The organism is Bradyrhizobium sp. S3.2.6 (assembly GCF_040546885.1).
GTDB classification, from domain to species: Bacteria; Pseudomonadota; Alphaproteobacteria; order Rhizobiales; family Xanthobacteraceae; genus Bradyrhizobium; species Bradyrhizobium cytisi.
Genome location: NZ_JBEPOS010000004.1, coordinates 234,273 through 260,061, shown reverse-complemented (window position 1 = coordinate 260,061; position 25,789 = coordinate 234,273). Strand labels below are relative to the sequence as shown.

Annotated in this window: 26 protein-coding genes; 12 read left to right on the top strand and 14 right to left on the bottom strand. The window is 64.3% G+C overall.

Going from position 1 to position 25,789, the window contains the following annotated elements:
- The first annotated feature begins 136 nt into the window (after positions 1-136).
- Entirely contained in the window at positions 137-1,273 is a 1,137-nt protein-coding gene (locus ABID58_RS11610; protein ID WP_148753593.1) for an AI-2E family transporter, read from the top strand.
- Positions 1,274-1,279: 6 nt separating this feature from the next.
- On the opposite strand, the gene ABID58_RS11605 is transcribed toward ABID58_RS11610, so the two are convergent.
- From ABID58_RS11605 to ABID58_RS11580, 6 genes are all read right to left on the bottom strand, one after another.
- Positions 1,280-1,576 carry an antibiotic biosynthesis monooxygenase family protein gene (locus ABID58_RS11605; RefSeq protein WP_148753592.1) on the bottom strand — a complete coding sequence of 99 codons (297 nt, stop codon included), beginning with the start codon at positions 1,574-1,576 and terminating at the stop codon, positions 1,280-1,282.
- A 98-nt stretch (positions 1,577-1,674) separates the two neighbouring features.
- Entirely contained in the window at positions 1,675-1,911 is a 237-nt protein-coding gene (locus ABID58_RS11600) for a hypothetical protein (protein WP_148753591.1), read from the bottom strand.
- Between the two features lie 57 nt (positions 1,912-1,968).
- On the bottom strand, positions 1,969-3,201 hold the full coding sequence (locus ABID58_RS11595; protein ID WP_148753590.1) for a GGDEF domain-containing protein: 1,233 nt from the start codon (positions 3,199-3,201) through the stop codon (positions 1,969-1,971).
- Positions 3,202-3,430: 229 nt separating this feature from the next.
- Positions 3,431-3,910, bottom strand: a complete 480-nt coding sequence (gene rpsI, locus ABID58_RS11590; RefSeq protein ID WP_007611021.1) for a 30S ribosomal protein S9 — start codon at positions 3,908-3,910, stop codon at positions 3,431-3,433.
- Positions 3,911-3,912: 2 nt separating this feature from the next.
- The gene (rplM, locus tag ABID58_RS11585) at positions 3,913-4,377 is read right to left on the bottom strand and encodes a 50S ribosomal protein L13 (protein ID WP_091965253.1); all 465 of its coding nucleotides are present in this window, start codon (positions 4,375-4,377) and stop codon (positions 3,913-3,915) included.
- Between the two features lie 158 nt (positions 4,378-4,535).
- On the bottom strand, positions 4,536-4,964 hold the full coding sequence (locus tag ABID58_RS11580) for a PaaI family thioesterase (protein ID WP_148753589.1): 429 nt from the start codon (positions 4,962-4,964) through the stop codon (positions 4,536-4,538).
- A gap of 82 nt (positions 4,965-5,046) precedes the next feature.
- On the opposite strand from ABID58_RS11580, the gene ABID58_RS11575 reads away from it, so the two are divergent.
- The 5 genes from ABID58_RS11575 to ABID58_RS11555 all read left to right on the top strand — a co-directional run bounded on the left by ABID58_RS11575 (position 5,047) and on the right by ABID58_RS11555 (position 9,228).
- On the top strand, positions 5,047-5,871 hold the full coding sequence (locus ABID58_RS11575) for an enoyl-CoA hydratase (RefSeq protein ID WP_354032722.1): 825 nt from the start codon (positions 5,047-5,049) through the stop codon (positions 5,869-5,871).
- A 19-nt stretch (positions 5,872-5,890) separates the two neighbouring features.
- Positions 5,891-6,475, top strand: coding sequence for a CoA-binding protein (locus tag ABID58_RS11570; protein ID WP_354032721.1), 585 nt, complete (start codon positions 5,891-5,893; stop codon positions 6,473-6,475).
- A 130-nt stretch (positions 6,476-6,605) separates the two neighbouring features.
- The gene (locus ABID58_RS11565; RefSeq protein ID WP_148753586.1) at positions 6,606-7,886 is read left to right on the top strand and encodes an O-acetylhomoserine aminocarboxypropyltransferase; all 1,281 of its coding nucleotides are present in this window, start codon (positions 6,606-6,608) and stop codon (positions 7,884-7,886) included.
- Positions 7,887-8,024: 138 nt separating this feature from the next.
- Positions 8,025-8,777, top strand: a complete 753-nt coding sequence (locus ABID58_RS11560) for a class I SAM-dependent methyltransferase (protein WP_354032720.1) — start codon at positions 8,025-8,027, stop codon at positions 8,775-8,777.
- A gap of 106 nt (positions 8,778-8,883) precedes the next feature.
- Positions 8,884-9,228, top strand: a complete 345-nt coding sequence (locus ABID58_RS11555; protein WP_354032719.1) for a hypothetical protein — start codon at positions 8,884-8,886, stop codon at positions 9,226-9,228.
- Here the strand turns inward: ABID58_RS11555 and ABID58_RS11550 are convergent, their stop codons facing one another.
- The gene (locus ABID58_RS11550; protein ID WP_354032718.1) at positions 9,229-10,308 is read right to left on the bottom strand and encodes a COX15/CtaA family protein; all 1,080 of its coding nucleotides are present in this window, start codon (positions 10,306-10,308) and stop codon (positions 9,229-9,231) included. It abuts the gene before it with no gap.
- A gap of 110 nt (positions 10,309-10,418) precedes the next feature.
- Between ABID58_RS11550 and ABID58_RS11545 the strand changes: the two genes are divergently transcribed.
- Positions 10,419-10,628 carry a DUF2842 domain-containing protein gene (locus ABID58_RS11545; protein ID WP_148753582.1) on the top strand — a complete coding sequence of 70 codons (210 nt, stop codon included), beginning with the start codon at positions 10,419-10,421 and terminating at the stop codon, positions 10,626-10,628.
- Between the two features lie 40 nt (positions 10,629-10,668).
- Here ABID58_RS11545 and ABID58_RS11540 read toward each other — a convergent pair whose 3' ends face one another.
- Positions 10,669-11,727, bottom strand: coding sequence for a polysaccharide deacetylase family protein (locus ABID58_RS11540; RefSeq protein ID WP_354032717.1), 1,059 nt, complete (start codon positions 11,725-11,727; stop codon positions 10,669-10,671).
- A gap of 129 nt (positions 11,728-11,856) precedes the next feature.
- Between ABID58_RS11540 and ABID58_RS11535 the strand changes: the two genes are divergently transcribed.
- Positions 11,857-13,038 carry a GNAT family N-acetyltransferase gene (locus ABID58_RS11535; RefSeq protein WP_354032716.1) on the top strand — a complete coding sequence of 394 codons (1,182 nt, stop codon included), beginning with the start codon at positions 11,857-11,859 and terminating at the stop codon, positions 13,036-13,038.
- 21 nt (positions 13,039-13,059) lie between these two features.
- On the opposite strand, the gene ABID58_RS11530 is transcribed toward ABID58_RS11535, so the two are convergent.
- A complete protein-coding gene (locus tag ABID58_RS11530; RefSeq protein ID WP_354032715.1) occupies positions 13,060-15,306 on the bottom strand; it encodes a GumC family protein in 2,247 nt (748 codons plus the stop codon).
- A gap of 202 nt (positions 15,307-15,508) precedes the next feature.
- On the opposite strand from ABID58_RS11530, the gene ABID58_RS11525 reads away from it, so the two are divergent.
- The 3 genes from ABID58_RS11525 to ABID58_RS11515 all read left to right on the top strand — a co-directional run bounded on the left by ABID58_RS11525 (position 15,509) and on the right by ABID58_RS11515 (position 19,744).
- Positions 15,509-16,642 carry a glycosyltransferase family 4 protein gene (locus ABID58_RS11525; protein ID WP_148753578.1) on the top strand — a complete coding sequence of 378 codons (1,134 nt, stop codon included), beginning with the start codon at positions 15,509-15,511 and terminating at the stop codon, positions 16,640-16,642.
- 119 nt (positions 16,643-16,761) lie between these two features.
- Positions 16,762-18,309, top strand: coding sequence for an undecaprenyl-phosphate glucose phosphotransferase (locus ABID58_RS11520; RefSeq protein WP_354032714.1), 1,548 nt, complete (start codon positions 16,762-16,764; stop codon positions 18,307-18,309).
- A 178-nt stretch (positions 18,310-18,487) separates the two neighbouring features.
- Positions 18,488-19,744, top strand: coding sequence for an O-antigen ligase family protein (locus tag ABID58_RS11515; RefSeq protein WP_354032713.1), 1,257 nt, complete (start codon positions 18,488-18,490; stop codon positions 19,742-19,744).
- On the opposite strand, the gene ABID58_RS11510 is transcribed toward ABID58_RS11515, so the two are convergent.
- Positions 19,713-20,189 (bottom strand): MarR family winged helix-turn-helix transcriptional regulator, encoded by a 477-nt coding sequence (locus ABID58_RS11510; protein WP_148753575.1) that lies wholly within the window; start codon positions 20,187-20,189, stop codon positions 19,713-19,715. The two genes, ABID58_RS11515 and ABID58_RS11510, sit on opposite strands and share 32 nt — an antisense overlap.
- Positions 20,190-20,337: 148 nt before the next feature.
- Here ABID58_RS11510 and ABID58_RS11505 point away from each other — a divergent pair, with 148 nt between their 5' ends.
- Positions 20,338-21,534 (top strand): FAD-dependent monooxygenase, encoded by a 1,197-nt coding sequence (locus ABID58_RS11505; protein ID WP_354032712.1) that lies wholly within the window; start codon positions 20,338-20,340, stop codon positions 21,532-21,534.
- Positions 21,535-21,693: 159 nt separating this feature from the next.
- Here the strand turns inward: ABID58_RS11505 and ABID58_RS11500 are convergent, their stop codons facing one another.
- Genes ABID58_RS11500 through ABID58_RS11485 form a run of 4 tightly spaced genes read right to left on the bottom strand, consistent with a single transcriptional unit; the run spans position 21,694 to position 25,693 of the window.
- Positions 21,694-22,869 (bottom strand): saccharopine dehydrogenase family protein, encoded by a 1,176-nt coding sequence (locus tag ABID58_RS11500; protein WP_354032711.1) that lies wholly within the window; start codon positions 22,867-22,869, stop codon positions 21,694-21,696.
- 29 nt (positions 22,870-22,898) lie between these two features.
- Positions 22,899-24,077, bottom strand: coding sequence for a saccharopine dehydrogenase family protein (locus ABID58_RS11495; RefSeq protein ID WP_354032710.1), 1,179 nt, complete (start codon positions 24,075-24,077; stop codon positions 22,899-22,901).
- Between the two features lie 9 nt (positions 24,078-24,086).
- The gene (locus ABID58_RS11490) at positions 24,087-24,869 is read right to left on the bottom strand and encodes a DUF169 domain-containing protein (protein WP_148753571.1); all 783 of its coding nucleotides are present in this window, start codon (positions 24,867-24,869) and stop codon (positions 24,087-24,089) included.
- A 56-nt stretch (positions 24,870-24,925) separates the two neighbouring features.
- On the bottom strand, positions 24,926-25,693 hold the full coding sequence (locus ABID58_RS11485) for a YdcF family protein (RefSeq protein ID WP_354032709.1): 768 nt from the start codon (positions 25,691-25,693) through the stop codon (positions 24,926-24,928).
- Positions 25,694-25,789: the final 96 nt, after the last annotated feature.

Here is a 25,789-nt window from a genome sequence, read left to right as displayed (position 1 = left end):
ATGGCACTCCTTCAATGGGCCGGCGTTGGCTCTCAGGAGGTCGCGGACGCGTCAAACCGGCGCGGCTGCAGCCTTTTGCTCCCTGGCGGGATTTCACGAATGAGTGGCCCTGCCGCGCCTTCCGAAAGGAAACGATGTGACCAATCCTGTTGATGAACGGTCCCGGACCCGCACCGACCTGGCCTGGGCCATTTCGGCTGGGGGCATCGGCGTCGTGCTGTTTACCGTCCTGCTGGCCTTCACCTGGTACTTTGCCGCCACCCTGCTCCTGATCTTCGCCGGGATGCTGCTGGGCCTCGGGCTCAACGCGCTGACCAACGCGCTCGGGCGACGCGTGCACCTGCCGCATCCGCTTCGGCTCGCGATCGTCTGCGCTGCACTGGTCCTGATGCTTGCGGGTGTGGCCCATCTCGGCGGCGCCACCATCGCCGAGCAGGCTTCACTGCTCAGCAACACCATCAAATCGCAGATTGCACACGTCAAATCCTTCCTCGACAATCGCGGCATCGACACCAGCTTCTTCGATCTCGGCAGCGCCGCGCCCGCCTCTTCCACCAGCGACACCGCCTCGGCGCCTGCCCCGAGCTCGAATGCACACGGCCCATTGCCGGGCGCAGGCGCGCTTGCCTCCAGCGGCGGGGCGATCGTGAGCCGGACCTTCAAGCTGCTGTTCGGGGCGATCAGCGCCGTCGGCAACATCTTCATCGTGCTGTTCCTGGGGCTGGCCTTCGCGGCGCAGCCCAGCGTCTATCACGACGGCCTGCTGGTTCTCGCACCGGCGAAATATCGCATCCGCACGACCCTTATCATCGACCGCATCGGCGAGACGCTGGAGCGTTGGCTGATCGCGCAGATCATCGTCATGCTGGCGGTCGGCGTGGTGACCTGGATCGGGCTTGCCATCATCGGCATTCCGGGCTCGTTCATCCTGGGAATCCAGGCCGGCCTGCTCGCCTTCATCCCGACCGTCGGCGCCATCATCGCCGGCGTGGTGGTGGTGCTGGCGAGCCTCGCCTCGGGCTGGATTCCCGCGTTATCGGCGCTGATCCTGTTCCTCGGCGTCCACGCGATGGAGAGCTACGTGCTGACGCCGCTACTCCAGCGCCAGGCGCTGGACATTCCGCCGGCCACGCTGTTCGCGTTCCAGATCCTGCTCGGCGTCGTCTTCGGAATCTGGGGCCTGGCGCTGGCGCTGCCCCTCGTCGCCATTGCCAAGGTCATGATCGACCATTTCAAGACGTATGAGACGCCGCCCCTCGCAGAGGTGGCCTGACCTCGCTCAGGTCGTCAGCACGGTCTCGGTGTGCTCGACCTCCGGGGGCGAGGCAAAATACTGACCGACGAGTCCGCGCCATTCCGTGAAATTCTCGGAGCTGCGGAAGTCGACGGTATGGTTCTCCAGCGTCGCCCATTTCACCATCAGCCGATAGCGCTGCGGCTTCTCGATCGATTTGTGCAGCTCAAACCCATGAAAGCCCGTGGAGCGGCCGAAGGCGGCCTTGGCCTTGGCGACGGCGGCCTCAAAATCCTTCTCGCTGCCCGGCTTGACGTCGATTTGCGCGATCTCGGTGATCATCGGTTTCACCCTTTTGCTTGGTGACCGTATCTACCGCAGCCGGCACCAAAGAAAAAGGCGCCGAAACGGCGCCCTGCCCGGCCGAAAATGCGGCGCTCTCAGGCGAATAGCAGCACGGTGCCTGCAACGATGAGCGCGCAACCGAGAAACAGCGCGATCGGCCAATAGCTGCGGCTCGGCGTGTAACGTCCCTGGGCGCGGCGCTCGGCAATCAGGGCGGTCTCGTATTCGTCCGCTGTCGAGAACAGACAGGCAAAGCCGCCGCGCGTCGAGGCCGCGGCGGCTTCGAGCGACATCAGGGCGGCCTGCGGGTTCTGTCGACGGATCGATTCCATGACCGCAATGGTAGGAACCGAATGGTAAACAGAGGATTACCGCGAAGCCCTTTCGTCTCAGGCCGTCGCCGGCTGTGTCTTGGACTCTGGCTTCGCTGCACCGATCCGCGCGGCGCTCTGGCGGCGCCAGTTCTCCAGCGACAACGGCAGCTCCTCCGCGGCCTCGACACGATTACGGCCGCCGCGCTTGGCCTGGTAGAGCGCGGTGTCGGCCGAGGCCAGCAGCACCTCGAGCTCGGTGCCGGCGGGGCCGCCGGCCACACCGATGCTGACGGTGGTGTCGACCGGTCCTTCGTCGACCACGACGCCCGAGGTCTCGAACGCCTCGCGTACGCGCTCGGCGACCAGCACACCCTCCTCCAGCGCGCAGGGCAGCAGTGCGGCGAACTCCTCGCCGCCGATGCGGCCCGACAGGTCCGAGATGCGCAGATTATTGACGACCACGGTCGAGAACAGCTTCAGCATCTCGTCGCCGGCGGGATGGCCGAAGCGGTCGTTGATCGACTTGAAATGGTCGATGTCGAAGATCATCACGGTGACGGGCCGGCCGCCCTTGGCCTCGCGCTCGATCGTCCGCGCACAGGCTTCCGAGAAGCCACGGCGGTTGAGCATGCCAGTCAGCGGATCGGTCGACGCGGCAGTGCGGTGCGCGGTGACGGTGCGCTCGGACACCAGCATGAAGATCACGAACACGGTGCCGACGGCATAGAGCACGAGCTCGACCGCGAACACGGTGACCCAGACGCTGTGGGAGAAGCCGGCATCGTTCGGGCGCAGGAAGCTGCCGAGCAGGATCGGCAGCATCAGCACGCAGCCGTGCATCACCGGCACCACGAAGGCCGGCCAGCGCCGTTGCAGGCTCTTGCGCCGCTCGACCCAGAGCTCGCTCGCGGTCAGCGCCGCATAGACCGAGACGATGCCGGCGCCGATGATCATGCGCAGCATCGACGCGGTGGGATCGAGCAGTGTTACGGTCGCGACCCAGGCGAGTGCACCAAGCACGAGACCGGGCCAGTTCGGCTTGCGGCCGTGGAAGACGCGCGCCGCATTCCACACCATGCCGCAGGCGACGAAACCGACCGCGTTCAATGCGAGATAGAGGTGCGAGCCGAGCTTGTCGCCGGTCGCCGTCCACAGCGCGACGGAAGCTGCGCCGAGCAGATAAGCGGTGCCCCACCATTTCAGCGCGGGGCTGTTCTCCTGTCTGCCGAAAAACACCATCATGGCGCCGAGCAATGCGGCGACCATCGTGGCAACCAAATAGAGCGTCATGCTATCGAGCGACATCATGTCGGCCCCCTCTTGAACATAGCAGTTACGCGATCGGCACATCCGATTTGCGCGCCCTTCCAGATGCGACGCTATGTCCCGCGAGTTCCATTCAGGTTTTCACGCGGCCCCAAGTTTTCGGGAAACTCGTCTTCAATTTGCGTACAAACGAATGACAAAAAGGGCGCTGAAATCAGCGCCCTTTTGCTTCTCATTGAAGCCGCTTTCGCGGCGAATGTGACCGAAGCGATTAACGCTTCGAGAACTGGAAGGACCGGCGGGCCTTGGCCTTGCCGTACTTCTTGCGCTCGACCACGCGCGAGTCGCGGGTGAGGAAGCCGCCCTTCTTGAGCACGGTGCGCAGCTCGGGCTCGAAATAGGTGAGCGCCTTGGAGATGCCGTGACGAACAGCACCAGCCTGACCGGACAGGCCGCCGCCGGCGACGGTGCAGATTACATCATACTGGCCGGAACGGGCGGCCACGGAGAACGGCTGCTCGATCATCATGCGCAGCACGGGACGGGCGAAATAGACCTCGACCTCGCGCGAGTTGACGGTGACCTTGCCGGCGCCCGGCTTGATCCAGACGCGGGCGACTGCGTCCTTGCGCTTGCCGGTGGCGTAGGCGCGGTTGAATTTGTCGACTTTCTTCTCGTGCTTGGGCGCATCGGGCGCCGCCGCGGTCTTGAGCTGCGAGAGCTGGTCGAGCGACTGAATGGATTCGGCCATGATTATGCGGCCCTCGTGTTCTTGCGGTTCAACTTGGCGATGTCGATCTTCTCGGGCGTCTGGGCCTCGTGCGGATGATCAGCACCGCCATAGACGCGGAGGTTGCCCATCTGGACGCGACCGAGCGGACCACGCGGGATCATGCGCTCGACGGCCTTCTCGAGCACGCGCTCGGGATGCTTGCCTTCAAGGATCTGGCGCGCGGTGCGCTCCTTGATGTGGCCGACATAGCCGGTGTGCTTGTAGTAGGTCTTCTGCTCGCGCTTGCGGCCGGTGAGGACTGCATGCTGGGCGTTGATGATGATGACGTTGTCGCCGCAGTCAACGTGCGGGGTGTAGGTCGGGAGATGCTTGCCGCGCAGACGCATGGCAACGATGGTGGCGAGACGGCCGACGACCAGACCCTTGGCGTCGATCAGCACCCACTTCTTCGTCACCTCGGCCGGCTTTGCCGAAAAGGTTTTCATGTCAGAGTTTCCGTGGACGGGGAATAGCGGCGCGAACACCGCACCGGACTGCGCGGGTTTCTAGAGAAGAGACGCGCAACGGTCAATGCCTGGACACGGAAATTATATCAATAAAATCAGTGTCTTATAAATATGGTGCTATAATACCTGCAAAAAGATCAAACATTTGGAATGGAATAGGTCGATGTGACATGGGCGATTGGATCGGGCGAGGTCCCCGACAACAAGTTCACTTCCCCGACCGCCAGGCGCTTGCCGAGCTTCAGCAGCCGGGCCTCGGCCAGCACATCCTGCCCCGGCTGGCCCTTGCGCAGGAAATTGATGTTGAGATTGGTGGTCACCGCCAGCCCGATCGGCCCGATGGCCGACAGCAGCACCACGTACATGGCGAAATCCGCCAGAGCCATCAGCGTGGGGCCGGACACCGTTCCGCCCGGCCGCAGCATCCGTTCGCTGTAACGCTGGCGCAAAAGGCAGGTCTGGCCGTCCGCGCTCTCGATCATGATGTCGTCGCCGCTGAAGGCTTGGGGAAATTCGTCGCGGAGAAACTGCTCGAGCTCCGCCACGCTCATTTTCGCTAACGCCATGCCCCCTCACCCTCGCTTCACGTTGCTTGTTACATTAAGTTATCTGCGTCATCCAACTGCAATAACCCAAGCGGAATCTTCAATGTCCGTCCAGCCCGCCCGACCCCCCTCCCCGGAACCGCCGATCTTGCTGCGGGAGATCGTCGGCAGTGTCGCCGTGCTGACGCTGAACCGCCCCGCCGCGCGCAACAGCCTGTCGGAGGCGATGATCGGCCAGCTGCATGCAAGCTTCAACGCGATTGCCGAGGACAAGCGCATTCGCGCCGCCGTCATCGCCGCCAACGGCTCGGCCTTTTCCGCCGGCCACGACATGAAGGAGCTGACCGCACGCCGCACCGATCCCGATCGCGGCCGCGCCTATTTCGCCGAGCTCATGAACGCCTGCAGCGCGATGATGCAGGCGATCGTGCACCTGCCGAAGCCGGTGGTCGCAGCAGTCCAGGGCATCGCGACCGCCGCCGGCTGCCAGCTGGTGGCGAGCTGCGATCTTGCGATCGCGTCGGAGGCGGCGAGCTTCGCCACACCCGGCGTCGACATCGGCCTGTTCTGCTCGACGCCGATGGTGGCACTATCGCGCAACGTGCCGCGCAAGCAGGCGATGGAGATGCTGCTCACGGGCGAGCCGGTCCCGGCCCAGCGCGCCCGTGAGATCGGCCTCGTCAATCGCGTGGTCGCCGCCGGCACCGAGCGCGACGCCGCGATCGCGCTGGCGCAACAAGTCGCGCTGAAGTCGGCCTACACCGTCAAGCTCGGCAAGGAGGCGTTCTACCGCCAGGCCGAGATGAGCCTTGCGGACGCCTATCGCTATGCGGCAGAGGTGATGACCGAGAACATGATGGCGCGCGACGCCGAGGAAGGCATCGGCGCCTTCATCGAGAAGCGCGCGCCAACATGGCGGGATGAGTGACAACAAGAAAAGACGCCAGATGAACCACGACGCCTATCCCGACAATTACATCCGCGCCATCCTCAACAGCGTCAAGTCGATCGCGATGGTCGGCGCCTCGCCGGTCAATGTGCGGCCGAGCTATTTCGCGTTCAAATATCTGGCGCAGCGCGGCTACGACATGATCCCGGTCAATCCCGGTCATGTCGGCAAGGACCTGCTCGGAAAGCCTTTCGTCGCCTCGCTGCGCGACATCGGAGGTCCCGTCGACATGATCGATATTTTTCGCAGTTCCAGCCACATCGTGCCTGTCGTCGACGAGGCCCTCACGCTCGATCCGCTGCCGAAGGTGATCTGGATGCAGCTCGGTGCGCGTGACGATGCGGCGGCGGAAAAGGCCGAAGCCGCAGGCATCAAGGTCGTGATGAACCGCTGCCCAAAAATCGAATATGGCAGGCTGTCGTCGGAAATTTCCTGGATGGGCGTCAACTCGCGCACGCTCAGCTCCAAGCGCCCGCCTGCGCCGACGCAGGGCATGCGGCTGTCCCTCAATCGGATGAGTGTCGGCGGCGGCGAGACCGCGGCCTCTGATCGCGCCGCCAAAAACAAGACCGAACAAAACTGACGCAATAAATTTCCATTGCGCGAACGTGACAATGCGTAGCGCCGAGCTGTGAAGCGGCGGCTTGACGGCAGCCGTGACGCCGATCAGCATGCCGCGCGATTTCAGACCATAAGAACAGGACGCCCCCCAAATGAGCGATCGCCTTCCGGGATTTTCGACCCTCGCCGTGCATGCCGGTGCACAGCCCGATCCCACCACCGGTGCGCGCGCGACTCCGATTTATCAGACGACATCGTTCGTGTTCAACGACGCCGACCACGCGGCCTCGCTGTTCGGCCTGCAGGCGTTCGGCAACATCTATACCCGCATCGGCAATCCCACCAATGCTGTGCTGGAGGAGCGCGTGGCCGCGCTCGAGGGCGGCACCGCCGCGCTTGCGGTGGCCTCGGGCCATGCCGCGCAGGTCGTGGTGCTGCAGCAATTGCTCCAGCCCGGCGACGAATTCATCGCCGCGCGAAAACTCTATGGCGGCTCGATCAACCAGTTCTCGCATGCGTTCAAGAGTTTTGGCTGGAACGTTGTGTGGGCCGATCCCGATGACGTCGCAAGCTTCGAGCGCGCGGTGACGCCGCGCACGAAAGCGATCTTCATCGAGTCTATCGCCAATCCCGCCGGCAGCATCACCGATATCGAGGCGATCTCGACGGTGGCGCGCAAGGCGGGCGTGCCCTTGATCGTCGACAACACGCTGGCCTCGCCCTATCTGATCCGCCCGATCGACCACGGCGCCGACATCGTCGTGCACTCGCTGACGAAGTTTCTCGGCGGCCACGGCAATTCGCTCGGCGGCATCATCGTCGATGCCGGCACCTTCGATTGGTCCACCGGCGGAAAATATCCGATGCTGTCGGAGCCGCGGCCGGAATATCACGGCATCCGTCTCCAAGAGACGTTTGGCAATTTCGCCTTTGCCATCGCCTGCCGCGTGCTCGGCCTGCGCGACCTCGGGCCCGCCCTGTCACCGTTCAATGCCTTCATGATCCTCACCGGCATCGAGACGCTGCCGCTGCGCATGCAGAAGCACTGCGACAACGCCAAGGCGGTCGCCGAATTCCTCGCCGGCCACTCCGCGGTGTCCGCGGTGAACTATGCCGGCTTGGCAACCGACAAGTACAACCAGCTCGCGCGCAAATATGCCCCGAAGGGTGCGGGCGCCGTGTTCACCTTCAGCCTGAAGGGTGGCTATGACGCCGGCGTCAATCTGGTGTCGAAACTGCAGCTGTTCTCGCATCTGGCCAATGTCGGCGACACCCGTTCGCTCGTCATCCACCCGGCCTCAACCACGCACAGCCAGCTCGACGACGCCGCCAAGATCAAGTCCGGCGCCGGCCCCGACGTGGTCCGGCTCTCGATCGGCATCGAGGACAAGGAAGACCTGATCGCAGACCTGGAGCAGGCGCTGAGCGCGTAGAGCCTCAACGCTGTCCATCCGCACCGGGATCTGGCGCTGCGCCATGCCGAAGGCTCCGCGCCAGCTTCCGTCGCTACGGTCGCTCAACGCCCCCACGACTCAACCGGGCATCATGATCACGACTGCACAAGGATGGCCATGAATATCGCCGTGCCGGATATCGGAACGCTTTTCCCAATTCCCTCTCAAACAAGCGCTCACGATAAAAGGTTCCTGTTGCAGACCATAGCTCTCATCAAGAGAGTGCTGGGATCGTTTTCTTACGTCGAGATCGGCTCTTATCTCGGCGGGAGCCTGACCCCGTTTCTGCTGGACCCCGCATGCAAGGCGGTGCTCTCAATTGATGAAAGAGGGCGGCAACAGCCAGACGAGAGGGGCGCCAAGTACGACTATTCCGGAATTACGCACCAGACCATGATCGATAATCTGGTGTCGCGTGGCGTTCCGACGTCCAAGCTGACAACGTTCGATGGCTCGGTAGATTCGGTCCAAGGGACGGAAAACAGCTTCGATGTCGCTTTCATCGATGGCGAGCACACCGATATCGCCTGCTTCAGGGACTTCCTGTGGACGCTTCCGCTGGTGAAGAGCGATGCGATCGTTCTCTTTCATGACAGCACGCTGGTCTACAAGGCTCTCCGCATGATCAGCCTGTACATGAAGAAGTCGGGACAAAAGCATTTGTTCGCGAAGAACAATGAGTCTGACGTCACGGCCCTCTTCCTTGGAAAATTCGCCGAGATCGATTTCGCGAGAGAGTTCGGTCAAGCCGCGAACTGGGATGAGTTTTTCGACAAGTCGGAAACGGAGGTCATCCAGCACGTTCTGAAGAACAGGGTGAGCATTCAATTCGACGCGGTCGTCACCCCGGTCAGGACGTTCCCTGCCTGATCAGCGCAGCCCGTGAAAGCGCGCCCCGCGGGCGGCGGTTAACAGTCATTAACCATATCTGCCGCATACATGGACTTTGGATCGCGCCTTTGATTCGGAGCCGAAAATGCTGCGCTGGATGGTACCTGCCCTGGCAGCGATGCTGACGGTTTCAGCCGCTGTTGCCGCCGATCTGCCGGCGACGCCGAAGCGACGGGCCGCCGCTCCGCCGCAGGAACCGCCAAAGGTCTATGTCGAGACCGATCCGGATGCGCTGATCTCGCCGGCCTACGGTGTCGGCAGCTACATCCGCAATCTGCCGGGCACGCCGCTGCTGCCGGGCTCGCATACCCTGCCGGGTTACTACGGCCGCCCTTGGGACTACGACTATCAGGGCTCGTATTACGGCGGGAAGCAGGTCGATTATTTCTGGCGCCTGCCCTACTCGTGCGGCATCTACGGTTATTGCTGATCAGCCGGTCTGGCCGACCGGCACCACGCGCGGCTGCATCTCGGCCGATCGCCGAGAAGCGAGCCGCTCCGCCTGCATCACCGCAAGCGTGAGCACCACGATCGCAACCGTCTGGTGCGAGAGCGCGAGATCGATCGGCACCTGGTTGAGCAGCGTAAGGATGCCGAGCACCGCCTGCACGCTCACGGCCGCGAACAACCAGAGCGCACCGCTCGCCGCCGAGCCGGCGCGTGAACGCACCGCGTCGAGCGCGTGCAGCGCCGCCAGTGCGAACAGCAGATAAGCCGTCATGCGGTGCTCGAACTGCACCGTCAGCACATTGTCGAACATGTTGCGCCACCACGGCGTCTCGAACCACAGCCGCTCTGCGGACGGAATGAAGGCGCCATCGATCTGCGGCCAGGTGTTGTAGGCGCGTCCGGCGCGCAGGCCCGCGACCAGCGCACCGAAATAGATCTGGATGAAGGTCACGATCACCAGCACCGCGCTCGTGAACCGCAGCCGGGCGGGAACGGCAAGCTGCGGCCGATCGGCGAGCCGCCGCACCGTCCAGACGATGCCGGCGAAGATCAGCAGCGCCAGCGCCAGATGCGTCGCCAGCCGATATTGCGACACCTCGACCCGCTCCGACAGACCCGATGCCACCATCCACCAGCCGACCGCGCCCTGGAGACCGCCGAGCCCGAACAGCAGCCACAGCCGCCGCTTCAATTCGCCGGAGAGACCGCCGCGCCACAGGAAGAACAGGAACGGCAGCAGATAGGCAACCCCGATGAAGCGGCCGAGCAGCCGGTGGCTCCATTCCCACCAGAAAATCTGCTTGAACTCGGAGAGCGACATCCCGGCGTTGAGCTCGCGATATTGCGGGATCTTCTTGTAGGCCTCGAACGCGTCGGTCCATTGCGTCTCCGACAGCGGCGGCACGCTGCCGGTGACGGGCTTCCACTCGACGATCGACAGGCCGGATTCCGTCAGCCGCGTCGCGCCGCCGACCAGCACCATCAGCGCGATCAGGGCGGCCACGGAGATCAGCCACCAGCGCACGGCGCGTGAGTTTTTCGGGGCGGAATTCGTCGTCATTTCAGGGGCAAGACCAAGCCTTGTATCTAAGCTACTTGAACCGGACTGCGTGCCCCTTATAGTCCCCCGCTCCCGCAGCGCAAGTTACGCGAAAGCCGCAATATTCCGCCATGACTATCCGCACCCGCAAGTTCCTCGGCGCCATCCTGCTCCTGGTGCTGGCCACCGTCTGGGCCCTGCTCGGCATGGCGGCGGCGCAGATGCCGTGGATCGCCGAGTCCGGCTGGCGACAGGCGATCTACTATGTGGTGGTCGGCATGGGCTGGGTGCTGCCGGCGATGCCGATCGTGAGCTGGATGCAGCGGCCCGATCGCGCCTAACCCCGCAAACGCGCTTGCGCGCTTGTCGGATTTGAAGGCTCTAACCATCGTTGAGTCGGCTCGCAACGCTGCCCGTCGGTTTCACCGGCGCAAACGCCACACCGGACACCAGCACGCGCATCATGCGCAGCGAGCGCATCCTCCCGTCCCAGAAAATCCGCGGCAGCGCACGCAGATTGGTGCGGCCTTCCGCATCTACGATTCCCGAAATGGTCGACACCGCGCTGGCAAAACCGGCCTCCTCCGCCATCACGACGTGGCTGCGCCGAAACGAGGCGCGATCGCCGAACGGAAACGCCAGATGCCGAATCTCGCGGCGGAAGGCCGCTTCCGCCACCGCCCTGCCCATCGTCATCTCGCGCAACGCGGCGACGTCCTTTATGTTGGCGAGAACGGGATAGTTCACGGTCGCGCTGCCGATCGTGACACTCGGGTCGGCAGCTAACTTGGCCAGATCCTCCCAGTCCATCGACGCCTCGCGCGAGAGTGCGGCAAGATCGATCCGGTAGCGCGTGCAGAGATCGGCGATCGCCACCGACAAATCTGCCGGCGGCAGCGAGCGCAGCCAGCTCTCGAGGAACGAAAACAGCGCCTGCTTCTCGGCATTATCAGTAACGGTAAAGCGCTGCTCCCTGTCGCCCATTATCAGGTTGATCCGGCTCTCGCGCGCGATCACCTGCTCGAGCCCGAGCCACCACGCCTCGCCGACGCCATCAGGAAAGGCGGTGGGAACGTAGAGCGTGAACGGCACGGCGTGGCGCGCCAGCACCGGATAGGCGAAGCTGATGAGGTCCTTGGCAGCACCGTCGAAGGTGAGCGCCACGAAGCGCCGCTTCTCCGGCAGCGTCACCGCGCGCCGGCAGACCTCGTCCATGCCGAGAAAATCATAATTCCAGCGCTTCAGCGCGCGAATAGCACGATCGAGAAATTGCGGCGTGATCTCGTTTTGGCGCAGTGGCTGGAACGCACCGCTCCGCCGCGGCCGCACGCGCTCGAAGCGCAAGATTGCGCCGGCGCCACGGCTGCGCAGCAGCGGCTGGCCGGTGAACCAGGCCAGCTCGAGCCGCAACCGCTCCAGCCATCTGTCGTCGGATGCCAATATCCCACCTTCGCGTTCGCCGGCGGCCCGTTCCCTCAGCTATTGTCATTACCCTTTGTTGACATTTATTTGCAAAGGTCGGCCACAGGCCGAAATACGCATTTTTCGTTTTCTCGACAGGTTTCGCGGATGACCATGGCTGCGGCGATGCAAAGCCGGACGGCAGAATCGCCAGCGCGGTCGAAAGCGAGCCGTATCGCGCATGTCGACCTCATCAGCGATATTGCAGAGGCTGAGGCGGTCTGGCGCGCCCTCGAGGAGCCCGGTCATCTCTTCACGCCCTATCAGCGGTTCGATCTCCTGGGCTCGTGGCAACGATCGGTCGGGGAACGCGAAGGCGCCCGTCCCTTCGTCGTGATCGCCCGCGACGCCGGGCAGACACCGCTCGCGCTGCTCCCCCTCGCGCTACGCCAGGGCCACGGTGTGCGCACGGCCTGCTTCATGGGCGGCAAGCACACGACCTTCAACATGGCGCTGTGGAACGCTGAGTTCGCAGCACAGGCTGTCACCGCCGATCTCGACGTACTGTTCGCGCCTTTGCATGACCAGGTCGACGTGCTCGCGCTGAGACGGCAGCCGAAGCGCTGGCACGACCAGCAAAACCCGTTTGCCATGCTGCCGCAGCAGAGCGCGATCAATGGCTGCCCGCTGCTTGCGATGGAGCCGGGCGGCCCGCCGGCATCCCGGATCAGCAACTCCTTCCGCCGCCGGCTGAAGAGCAAGGAGAAGAAACTACAGGCGCTCGCCGGCTATCGCTACCACCTTGCGACGACGGACGCGGACGTCACCCGCCTGCTCGACTGGTTCTTCCGGCTCAAGCCGGTACGGATGGCCGAGCAGAAGCTGCCGAACGTCTTTGCCGAGCCGGGCGTCGAACAGTTCATCCGCAGCGCCTGCCTCGCGCCGCGCGGCGAAGGCCGTGTCATCGACATCCATGCGCTCGAATGCGGCGACGAGGTGATCGCGATCTTCGCCGGCGTCGCCGACGGCCAGCGCTTCTCGATGATGTTCAACACCTACACGATGTCGGAGCACGCCCGCTACAGCCCGGGTCTGATCCTGATGCGCTACATCATCGACCGCTACGCCGAGCGCGGCTATCGCTCGCTCGACCTCGGTATCGGCACGGACGACTACAAGCGCATGTTCTGCAAGGACGACGAGGACATTTTTGACAGCTTCGTGCCCTTGACCTCGCGCGGCAAGCTCGCGGCGATGGCGATGTCCTCACTCAACCACGGCAAGCGCCTGGTCAAGCAGAACCAGATGCTGTTCGAGCTGGTGCGACGGCTGCGGCAAGCGTTCGGTTAGGCACCGAAGCGCTCCCTCTCCTTACGCCGCCACCACGCGCGGTCCTTCCATCCCTTCCGACGGCTGCACCGGCCGGCTCAGCATCGTCACTTCGCTGAAGCCGACGGCCTTGAGCTGCTCGCACATCAGCACGCGTGCATCCGCCTCCATCGAGACATCGGGCACCACGACGGCGCGAGCATTCGCCGTCAGCAGCTCTGCAGGCAAGTCTTCGGCACTGCCGGCGTCAACGAGCACGTGGTCGTAGGCGCGCAGCAGGGCATCGATCGCGAGCGTCACCCGCGGCGACTGAAGCAGGCTGCGATCGAAGCCGGGACGGCCAGCCATGACCAGGTGCAGCCGCGAGAGCTTGTCGCGCGTGATGACCTGCGCAAACGAGACCTGCCCTTGCATCAATTCCGCAAGACCGGGCGCCGTCGGATCGACCGACACCGCAGCAATCGTCGGCGAGGACGCGGCGAGATCGACCACGACGACGCGCGCGCCGCGCGCAAGATGGCGGGCGAGCGTCAGGGTCGACAGCGTGATGGCATCGCCCGAAGCGGTGCCGAGCACGGTGATCTTCTTCGCACCCGTCCCTGCAGCAATCAGGCTTTCGGCCAGTTGCCCGATCTCTGCAAACTCGCTGACATCGGCATTGGCCGTCATCGTTGGCTGAAGCGGGGCCGGCTCGATCTCGACCGCATCGACGACCGGCGCATCGACGACCGGCTCCTGGCGAGCCACAGACCGCGGGAGCGCAGCAAGGGCGCGCGGCGCGGTCTGGCGCAGAAGCTCACCGGTGACCACGAGACCTGACGAGAGCAGCAGTGTTGCCAGCGTCGCGATCAGCACGATCGGCAGCTTCTTCGGATAGGCGGGCGTGTTTGAGACGATGGCGCGCGAGATGATGCGGCCTTCCGCCGGCGCGGAATCGATGCTCTCGCGAGTGCTGGCCTCGCGGTATTTTCCAAGATAGGTCTCGAGCAGGTCGCGTTGCGCCTTGGCTTCACGCTCGAGCGCACGCAGCTGAACATCCTGACCGTTGGTCGAGGTCGCCTGCTTCTTGAGCTGCTCGAGGCTCGCGGTCAGGCCGTCGACCCGGCCGCCGGCGATCCGCGCGTCGCTTTCGAGCGAGCGCGAGATCTTGGCCGCCTCGTCACGGATCTGATTGTCGAGGTCGCCGAGCTGCGCCTTCAATTCCTTGATCCGCGGGTGATTGCCTAGCAGCGTAGACGACTGTTCGGCGAGCTGAGCACGCAGCGTCACCCGCTGCTCCGACAACCGCCGCATCAGCTCGGAGTTCACCACCTCGGAGGCCTCGATCGGCTTGCCGCTCTGCAGCATCTCCTTGATCAGCCGAGCCCTGGACTCTGCGTCAGCCCTCATCGAGCGTGCATTGTTGAGCTGGGTGTTGACCTCGCCCATCTGCTGGTTCGACAGCGTGGTGTTGTTGGTGCCGACGAACAGTGACGATTTGGAGCGGAAGTCCTCGACCTTGGCTTCGGCGTCGGAGACCTTCTTGCGCAGGTTCTCGATCTCGCCCGAAAGCCACTGGCTGGCGTTGCGGGCCTGATCCTGGCGCGCATTTTGCTGGAGCACGAGATAGCCATCCGCGATCGAATTGGCGACGCGCACCGCCAGCTCGGGATCCTGCGACTGGAATTCGACCACGATAACGCGCGACTTGTCGACGGAGTAGGCCTGGAGGCGATCGTAATAGGCGTCGAGCACGCGCTCTTCCGGCGTCATCGAAAACGGATCGCGGCCGATGCCGACCAGCGCCGCGAGCGACTTCAGCGGGGAGACGCCTTGCAGCACCGGGTCGAACTCGGGGCGCTCCGCAAGCTTGTTCTTCTTGATGATCTCACGCGCGAGGTCGCGCGACAGCACGAGCTGCACCTGGCTGGTGACGGCCTCGGGGTCGAGCGCCTGCCGCTCCTCGGTGCTGCGGTCGCTGCTCGGGCGCAGGAACACGTTCTCGCGGCCGTCGATCAGGATGCGCGACTCGGATTTGTAGCGCGGCGTGATGAGATTGACGATCGCGACGGAGGCGACGAGAGCCAGCATCGTCGGCACGATGATCCAGCCGCGCTTGCGCGCAAGCGCGGCGCCAAGCGCGTGCAGATCGATGTCACCAGATTCGGCTGATGCCGGCTGCGCAACGGCCGGCGCGGGCCGAGCTTCAACTCTGGGCTTGGTCTCAGGCTTAGCCTCAAGCTTGGCCTTCGAAACGGCCCGCTCGATGACGGCCTTGTCCTTGCCGGCACGCCAGAACGCTAAACGCATCGAACACTCCCGCAGGGCAACGCCACACATGTACCTCAATGGGGCCGATTACACTCCATTAAGGTTGCCGCTGGGTTAATCGCCACGTCTCGCGAGCAACGCACGCGCGCTCGTCACCGTTTGTTAACCACGAGGCCCCTTAATCCATCTCGATATTTCGAGAACATTGTTCGGCATTCGCCGTCGAGCGCTGGCTTTGATCATGCCCCCCTCTCCCGACCAGCCGCTTCGCATCCTTCACGCCGTACGTGCGCCCGTCGGCGGCATCTTCCGGCACATCCTTGACCTCGCCAACGGCCAGGTCGATCGCGGTCATCTTGTCGGGATTCTCGCCGACGGCCTGACCGGCGGCGAACGTGCGGACAAGGCGCTGGCTGAACTCGCGCCGCGGCTGAAGCTCGGCGTGCATCGGCTGGCGATCCGCCGCGAACCCTCGCCGGAGGATTTCCTGGTTTGGCTGCGCATGCGCCGCCTGATCGCCACGCTCAAGCCGGACGTCCTGCACGGCCACGGTGCCAAGGCCGGCGCCTTCGTGCGCATGCGGCGCCGCGCGGACGACACCATCCGCATCTACACCCCGCATGGCGGCTCGCTGCACTATCCGCTCAATACCCTGAAGGGCGAGTTCTACGCGCGGCTCGAGCGTACGCTGATGGATGCGACGGATTTGTTCCTGTTCGAAAGCGCCTTTGCCCGCGACACCTACCAGCGCATCGTCGGCACGCCCAAGGGCGTCGTGCATTGCGTCTTCAACGGCGTGACGCCAGAGGAGTTCGAGCCCGTCGTTATCGCCGACGATGCCACCGACCTCGCCTATGTCGGCGAATTCAGGCACATCAAGGGCGCCGACCTCCTGGTCGACGCAGTGGCGCGGCTGCACGAGAACGGCAAAAGGGTCACGCTGACGCTCGGCGGCGACGGCGAGGAGACGGCGACGTTGAAAGCGCAGGTCGGGCGGCTCGGCCTGGCGGACGCGATCCGCTTCACCGGCCACGTCAAGGCGCGCTACGGCTTTTCCAAGGGGCGCCTGTTGGTCGTTCCCTCGCGCGGCGATTCCATGCCTTATGTCGTGATCGAGGCGGGCGCGGCCGGCGTCCCCATGATCGCGGCGCGCGTCGGCGGCATCCCCGAGATCTTCGGGCCGGAGAGCCCGGCCCTGTTCGCGACGAGCAACGCCGAAGCCATGGCCGAGGCGATCGCGACCGCGCTCGATAATCCGCAGGGAACCGCCCAACGCGCAGTGTCGCTCCGCGAGCGGATCTCGACGCATTTCTCCCAGCAGGCGATGGTTGACGGCGTGATCGCAGGTTACCGCGACGCATTTGCAAATCATTAACCATCATTAAGGCCGCTTTAGAGAATCTTCCGATTTGTCCGATAATCGAGGTGCCAGGGGATGCTTGCCCGGGGATGCAAAGCCGCGCCCGCGGGTCGTTGGAATGGACGTGGACGCCCGTGGAACCGCTCAACGCACGCTCGATGCTCGATGCCGCGACCAGCGCCGCGGCCAAGCCGGCCGACCAGCCGTTTGTCGAGCGACGCCGCCGCCTGACGCCGGCCGCACTCGACGTCGTGAACCAGAAGGTCGCACGCGCCTATTCGCCGATCGTGATCACCGGCTTTGCGCGCGCCATCGATTTCGCGCTGCTGAGCGTGATCGGCATCGCCGTGTATGTCGCATACGTCATGCCGCTCGTCGGCTTCAGCTGGGTCTATCCCGCAGAGATCATAGCCGTCGCGCTCGCCGCCGTGGTCTGCTTCCAGGCCGCCGACATCTATCAGGTGCAGCTGTTCCGCGGCCAGCTTCGACAGATGACGCGGATGATCTCGTCCTGGTCGTTCGTCTTCCTGCTGTTCATCGGTATCTCCTTTTTCGCCAAGTTCGGCAGCGACATGTCGCGGCTGTGGCTTGCCGCGTTCTACTTCCTCGGCCTTGCGGCGCTGGTTGCCGAACGCCTGGTGCTGCGTTCGCTGGTGCGCAGCTGGGCGCGCCAGGGCCGGCTCGATCGCCGCACCATCATCGTCGGCTCCGACAGCAACGGCGAGCAGCTGGTCGAGGCGCTGAAGGCGCAAGAGGATTCCGACATCCACGTGCTCGGCGTGTTCGACGACCGCAACGACAGCCGCGCGCTCGATACCTGCGCCGGCGCGCACAAGCTCGGCAAGGTCGACGACATCGTCGAATTCGCCCGCCGTACCCGGGTCGATCTGGTGCTGTTCGCGCTGCCGATCTCCGCCGAGACGCGCATCCTGGAGATGCTGAAGAAGCTCTGGGTGTTGCCGGTCGACATCCGCCTCTCCGCGCACACCAACAAGCTGCGCTTCCGACCTCGCTCCTATTCCTATCTCGGCGAGGTGCCGACGCTCGACGTGTTCGAGGCGCCGATCACCGACTGGGATCTGGTGATGAAGTGGCTGTTCGACCGCATCGTCGGCAGCCTCGCGCTGCTCGCCGCACTTCCCGTGATGGCGCTGGTGGCGTTGGCCGTGAGGCTCGATAGCCCCGGCCCGGTCCTGTTCCGCCAGAAGCGGTTCGGCTTCAACAACGAGCGCATCGACGTCTACAAGTTCCGCTCGATGTATCACCACCAGGCCGACCCGACCGCATCGAAGGTCGTGACCAAGAACGACCCGCGCGTCACCCGCGTCGGCCGCTTCATTCGCAAGACCAGCCTCGACGAGCTGCCGCAGCTCTTCAACGTGGTGTTCTCCGGCAATCTCTCCCTGGTCGGCCCGCGTCCGCATGCGGTACAGGGCAAGCTGCAGAGCCGCCTGTTCGACGAAGCCGTCGACGGCTATTTCGCCCGCCATCGCGTCAAGCCCGGCATCACCGGCTGGGCCCAGATCAATGGCTGGCGCGGCGAGATCGACAACGAAGAGAAGATCCAGAAGCGCGTCGAGTTCGACCTCTATTACATCGAGAACTGGTCGGTGCTGTTCGACCTCGTCATTCTCCTGAAGACGCCGCTCTCGCTGCTGACCAAGAACGAGAACGCGTATTGAGTTGTGGTCCCCCAGCCCCACTGTCATCGCCCGGCTTGACCGGGCGATCCAGTAATCGCCGGCAGCGGAAACTGCCACGAACAGCTCGGAGTACTGGATGCCCCGCCCCAGTGCGCAAGTGCGCACAAGGCGGGGCATGACGACGGAAGTATTGTGTTTCCAGTAGCGTGAGCGTGTGATGGTGTATGCGGCAACAGCCGGGGAAATGAATGCAGCGGTTCGCGCTGCGCCCGGCGTGCTGGCCCTCCAGCGCGCGCTGGTGTGGCTGGTCGGTGCGTCCGGCGCGATCGTCTTCATCGAGCCGAGCCCCTACGAGATCGCGACGCTGCTCGCCACCGTCGCCTTCTTCGCCACCGGCCTGCGGCTCAAGCTCGTGCTGATGCCACTGGTGCTGGCTCTGGTCCTGCTCAATGTCGGCTACACCATCAGCGCGATCCCGCTGCTCGACCAGTCCGAGGTCGCAAGCTGGATCGCGACCTCGTGGTACATGGCGGTGACCGTGGTGTTCTTCGCCATGGTGACCTCCGAGGACACGGCGGCGCGCCTGGACATGCTGCGCCGCGGCCTCGTGGTCGGCGCGATGATCGCATCGCTTTCGGCGATCGCCGGCTACTTCAACCTCGTTCCGGGCGGCCACGATCTCCTGACGCTGTACGAGCGCGCACGCGGCACCTTCAAGGACCCGAACGTGCTCGGCGCCTTCCTGATCCTGCCGGCGCTGTTCGCGCTCCAGAGCGTGGTCTCGGACAAGCTGGCCAAGGCGTTCCGCAACGTCATCGCCTTCGGCATCATGTCGCTGGCGATCCTGCTCGCCTTCTCCCGCGCCGCCTGGGGCGGGCTGGTCCTGACCTCGGCCTTCATGCTGGCGCTGATGGTGCTGACCAGCCGCACCAATGCGCAGCGCTCGCGCATCATCATCATGGCCATCGTCGCGGTGGTGCTGGGTCTCGCGCTGATCGCGGTGCTGCTGTCGTTCGATTCCATCGCCGAGATGTTCAAGCAGCGCGCGAGCTTCGACCAGAGCTATGACGAAGGCCGCTTCGGCCGGTTCGGCCGGCACATTCTCGGCGCGGAGATGGCGCTCGACCTGCCGTTCGGCATCGGTCCCTTACAATTCCACCGGTTCTTTCCCGAGGACACCCACAATTCCTATCTGAACGCCTTCATGTCCGGCGGCTGGCTCTCCGGCGTGTGCTATCCCGCGCTGGTCTTCACCACCGTCATCACGGGCCTCCGCCACGTCTTCGTCCGCGTGCCCTGGCAGCGCGCTTATCTCGCGGTGTTCGCGGCCTTCGTCGGCACCGTCGGCGAGAGTTTCGTGATCGACACCGACCACTGGCGGCACTTCTGGATGATGCTCGGCGCGATGTGGGGCATGATCGCGGCCGCACAGGCCTACAAGATCAAGTCTGGCGAGGATGCTTCTTCAGCTTGAGCGCGGGCCGCTTCTCCGGCGGCGTGTCGAGCAGGCCCTTCAGTGCAGCGGTCGCCGCAAGCACGCCCTTGTAGCCCTCGTTGGCGAAACGCAGCAGCAGGCGCAGTTCCTCGTCGGAATAGGCGTTCCAGACCTTCTCCATCGCCTGTTGCATCGGCACATAGAGCTCGCCGATCTTCATGGCGGTCTCCGGCACGACGGCGATGTAAACCTTGCGGCGATCGGCCTCGTCCCGCTCGCGGCGCACGAGGCCTGCCTTCTCGAGCCGGTCGACTACGCCGGTGATGGCGCCGGTCGTGAGCCCCGTCACCTCGGCAAGCCGACCCGCGGTCACGCGTCCCTCGAGATAGAGGATGTCCATGCATTCGAGGTCGGAGTTGGCAATTCCGGCTACGTTTGCAACGGCTTGCCCATAGAGCACGCCCTGCGCGGACGACCGCCGCATCGCCTCTTCCAATTCTCCCAGTAGTGCCGTGCGCGCCTTCGCCCTTGACAAGGCTCACCTCATCTCTTAGTCGATATATATCTTAGTCACTAAGAGATTTAGTGACCGTAATTTTTCCTAGCATCACGGAAACGTCGGGAGCAAGCCAATGCCTCATCGTCCCCGCAAGGCCCTGATCATCGGCGCCGGCATCGCCGGGCCCGTAGCCGCGATCCTGCTGCGCCGCGCCGGCATCGAATCCGCGATCTACGAGGCCTGGCCCTACTCAAAGGGCATTGGTGGCGGTCTCCAGATCGCGCCGAATGGCATGCAAATCATGGACGAGATCGGGCTCGCTGGCGAATTGATCAGCCGCGGTTCGATCGCAGAGTCCTTCGACTTCTATTCGCAAGAAGGCCGAAGGCTCGGCTCGATCAACCGCGACATGGCTCGGCGCTTCGGCCAGCCGGCGGTCAATGTCTGCCGCGCCACGCTGAACGAGATGCTGATCGACAAGGCCTGGTGCGCCTGTGTCTCGCTCTATTTCGACAAGCGCCTGATCAAGATCGAGGATCGCGGCGACCAGCCGATCATCGCCTATTTCGCCGACGGCACTACTGCCGAGGGCGACTTCCTGATCGGCGCCGATGGCGTGCATTCGATCACGCGGCGTCAGGTGGTGCCGGACGGGCCAACGCCGTTCAACACCGGCCTGATCGGGTTCGGCGGCTTCGTGCCCCATGCCGTGCTCGACGGCCGCGCGATCGGCCGGCATGTCGAGACCACCTTCGGGCAGAGCGGCTTCTTCGGCTACGGCTATTGCAGCCCGGATCCGAGCGACGGCGTGATGTGGTGGAGCACGCAGCCGGCGCACGGCATGGATGCCGCGATGTTCCGTGCGCTCGACGCGGCGACGCTGAAGCAGCATCTGCGCGGCTTCCATCACGGCTGGCACGATCCGATCCCCGCCATCATCGAGGCAGCCGAGAACATCGTGGTCACCGACACGCTCGACGTCGCAACCTTGCCGACCTGGTCACGCAAGCGCTCGCTGCTGATCGGCGATGCCGCGCATGCAACCAGCCCCCATGCCGGCCAGGGCGCTTCGCTCGCGCTGGAAGATGCGATGCGGCTCGCCCGTCTGATGCAGGAGGGCCAGGAGCTAACCGCCACCTTCCAGGCCTTCGAGGCCGAGCGACGCCCGCGCGCGGAAAAGATCGTTGCTCTGGCGCGCCGCAACGGCAACAGCAAGCGCGAATTCAGCGCCACCGGCGCCTGGATGAGAAATCAGATGATGAAATGGCTGTTGCCGTTGGGATCGAAGAGCATGGAGTTCATGTACGCGTACGACGCGCGGGCGGTGTAGGAGTCCTCCTCCCTCTCCCCGTTCTTACGGGGAGAGGGTCGGGGTGAGGGGCTGCCTCCGCGAAAACGGTGAAAGTTGGACTCGCGGAGACCCCCCTCACCCGCCGCGCGTTCCGCGCGTCGGCCTCTCCCCGCAAGCGGGGCGAGGCGAAGAAGGCACCTACTTCTCCACCGCGAACGTCAGCCCCGCATGCTCCCGCAAGCGCTTGATCAGCTTGTGCTGCATCGCTGCGCCTGGGGTCCAGAGCCCGGCCGGAACATCCGGCGTGTCGCGCAGCAGGCAGATCGCACATTCGGAAACCATCTTCGCCGTTGAGGCATAGCCCGGATCGAGATCGCCCTTCACGGCCGCGCGGACCTGACGGCCGTCGGGCGCAATCGCGACATAAAGCAGGTCGTAATGGCCGTTGTCGCGCTCTTCCTTCGACGGTCCCTCACCGGGCTTGAGCGCCTCGGGGCCGGTCTTTTCGCTGTTGGCGGCCATGACGCGCCTGGCGTTGACCTGTCCTTCGTCCCCCGCTCCCGTCAGCACCATCTCGTCGTAGACGAAATCCCTGCCATACGGGAATCCCATCAGCATGTTGGAGCGATGGACGTTGCGCGTGTTGAGCGTCGCCATCGCGAACGGGGCGGACCAGGATTGCAGGTCCTCCTCGAAAACCGGCTTGTTGCCACGCGGCTGCTTGGGTCCTTCGAAGCCGGGCGTCAATGCAAACGGGTCCTTGAGGATCGAGACCAGGCTGAGGTCCTGCGCAACCGCCTCGAAGGTGACCCTCGCGCTCGCCGAGGTGCCGCCGGAGAACTTCCAGCTGAGGTCGCGGACGCGCCCTTTGACGCGCGGCGCCGGCGCTCCGAACACGCGCCTGGCTTCCTCTTGCACGAAGAACGTACCGAGCTCAAAGGGGATTGAGTCGAAGCCGCAGGAGAATATGACGCGCGCGCCACTCGTCCTGGCGGCCGCTTCATGCTTGTCGATCATCTGCTTAAGCCAGATCGGCTCGCCGCAGAGATCCATGTAGTCGGTACCCGACGCAACGCAGGCGGCAAGCAGGTCGGACCCATAAAGCTGGTACGGACCGACCGTGGTGACGACCAGCTTCGCCTGACCGACCATCGCCCGCAGCGACGCAGGATCGGCGGCATCCGCAACGATGAGCGGTGTGTCCGCGGGTGCGCCGATCGCGTCGCGAACGGATTCGAGCTTGTCTCTGCTGCGCCCCGCCATCGCCCATGCCGGCGCCCCCTCACCGAGGTAGTGCGTGGCGAGATATTCGGCGACGAGCTGGCCGGTATATCCCGTTGCGCCATAGACGACGATGTCGAACTTCGCGGACACGGATCACGCCTCCTTGGGGATCGCAGACCCTATGCTTCCACTGCGAACGTCAGCCCCGCATTGTCCCGCAGCCGCTTGATCAGCTTGTCCTGCATCGCTGCGCCCGGGGTCCAGAAGCCGGCGGCGACATCGGTCACGTCGCGCAGCATGCAGATGGCGCATTCGGAGATCATCTTCGAGGTCGAGCCGTAGCCGGGATCGCGGTCGCCGGTGACACCGGCGCGGACCATGCGGCCGTCGGGCGCGATCGCGACATAAAGCAGATTGAAGAGCCCGTTCTCGCGCTCTTCCTTCGACGGTCCCTCACCCGGCTTCGGCGCGCTCGGGCCAGTCTTCTCGGCGTTGGCCGCCATCACGCGCTTGGCGTTGGCCTCGCCCTTCTCGCCGGGACCTGTCAGAACCATCTCGTCGTAGACGAAGTCCTGACCGTAGGGAAAGCCCATCAGCATGTTGGAGCGATGGACGTTGCGGGTGTTGATCAGCGCCATCATGAACGGCGCGGCCCAGGATTGCAGATCCTCCTCGAGCAGCGACCTGTTGCCCTTCGGCTGCTTCGGACCGGTGAAGCCCGGCGTCAGCGCGAACGGGTCGTTCAGGATTGCAATGAGGCTGATGTCCTTGGCGACAGCATCGAAGGTCGCCTTGGCGCTCGCCGCGGTGCCGCCCGACAGCGTGCCGCGCATGTCGCGCACGCGGCCTTTTACACGCGACGCCGGTGCGCCGAACACGCGTTTGGCCTCTTCCTGCACGAAGAACGTACCGAGCTCGAACGGCACGGAGTCGAAGCCGCAGGAGAATACGATGCGCGCGCCGCTTTCCTTTGCAGCCGCCTCGTACTTGTCGATCATCTGCCGCATCCAGATCGGCTCACCGCAGAGATCGAAATAATCCGTGCCGGTGGCGACGCAGGCCGCGAGCAGTTCCTCGCCGTAGAGCTGATACGGACCGACCGTCGTGATCACCGACATCGTCTGCTCTGCCATCGCCTTCAGCGAGGCGGCATCCGATGCATCCGCGACAATGAGCTGCGTATTGCCAGGCGCGCCGATCGCATCGCGCACCGATTTCAGCTTCCCAAGGCTGCGCCCCGCCATCGCCCATTTGAGTGTCTTGTCGCTCTTATAATGCTTAGTCAGATATTCAGCGACGAGCTGACCGGTGAAACCGGTCGCACCGTAGACGACGATGTCGAATTTCGCAGAGCTCATAGTCGACCTTTATTTCTTGGCGTAACTCACGCCCATGCCGGCGCGGACGTCGCTTTGAATCCCATAGGGCGGAATCGGATAGCGCAGGCCGTTCCTGGCCAGCGCCTTCATGCCCTCGATCGCCTTGGCGAGATGCGCAGGCTTCAAGGCCATCAGCATCTCCTCGTCCGGCACGCCGCCATAGCGCCGTTCGGCATAGCATGGCAAGGACAGGCTGGGCTCGCCGCTCTTGAGCGCCCGCCCCCAGGAATCCGCACAAGCGGTCTCGCCGACCACACCCCATTCGAACTTCTTGTAGCCGGTATATTGCAGCCCGTTGATCAGGATGATCATCTGCCCGGGCGTCGCGTAAACGAGGCAGATGTCGGGCGGATCGAGCCGCCCGCTCGCAAGCGGACTGACCGCGAGCGCCTGATATTGCCCGAACGGAACCACGTCCAGTGCCTCCTGGCGCTTGCGCGCATCCTCCGCGGTGCCGTGCCAGACGCCGACATAATTTTCGCCGGCAAGCCATTTCTCGTCCTGCGGGCTGAGCCCGATCACAGCGCGGCACTGCGCGCCGACGAGATCGTCGCCGGTAATGCCGACGGTCCACCCCAGGCGCGAGGCCATGCTGACGATCTGGTCGGTGGTGTGGACCGCATTCGGCCGCCTGATCTTCGGGATCGCCTCCATGTCCGCGGCATGCGCGAACAGCTTCATGCCGATCACCGTGGTCTTCAGCCGCAGCAGGCTGTTGAGATCGGCCACCAGGCCGGCAAGATCGATCGTATCTGCGGCTTGCTGCTGCATGGCATCCTCCCGGCGCGCCGATTCCGGCGCCTCTTGTTGGGCCTCTCGGGCCTGTTCTAGTCCTTGGCCGGCCCGGGAAGCAATTCGCTGGTCCGGCCCACGAGGCGGGAGGCCACAAGCCCGATCCATTCGCGCATAGCCGTATCGGTCCGGCCGAGACCATCCGCGCCGATATTGGTGAACGAGAACAGATCGTCGCGTCCGCCCATCCGCCAGTCCACGGGATAGGCTTCGACGTCAAATCCAGCCGTGCGGAAAATTCCGACCGAACGCGGCATGTGATAGGCCGACGTCACCAGCAGCCAGCGCTCGCCCGGCTTCGGCGCCACCAACCGCTTCGTGAAGATCGCATTCTCGTACGTGTTGCGTGACTCGCGCTCCAGGATCAGGCGTTCTCTGGGTATGCCGGTATTTTCCAGGATGGGGGCAGAATAGTCGGCTTCCCTGGCTCCCGTTGCGACCAGGTTGCCAGAGCCCCCTGTAAAGACGATGCGCGCATTCGGATAGCGGCGCGCAAGCTCGGCAGGGGCAAGCAGGCGATCGGCCGCGTGCGAGACCACCGGCGTGTGATGTGCTGCCGACAGATCGGTATCGACTGAGCCGCCCAGCACGACGATGCCGTCGGGGACACCGCGCGACGGATCCCACGCGGGAAAGCGCGACTCCAGCGGATAGAGCAGCAAATTGCCGAGCGGCGAAAACGCGGCGAGCGCGAGCAGAACCAGCGTGGTCGCGGCCAGTTTCCGGCCGAGCCCGGCAAAGCGCGTTGCCATCAGCACGACCGAGATGATCCCGAGCTCGACCAGAAGATTGATCGGCACCATTGCGGCGCCAAACGTCTTGGAAAGAATGAAATACAGGAGAAACCTCGCTGAAATGATCGTGGTGCGCGGGCTTGACCCGCCCGCCCATTCAGAAAT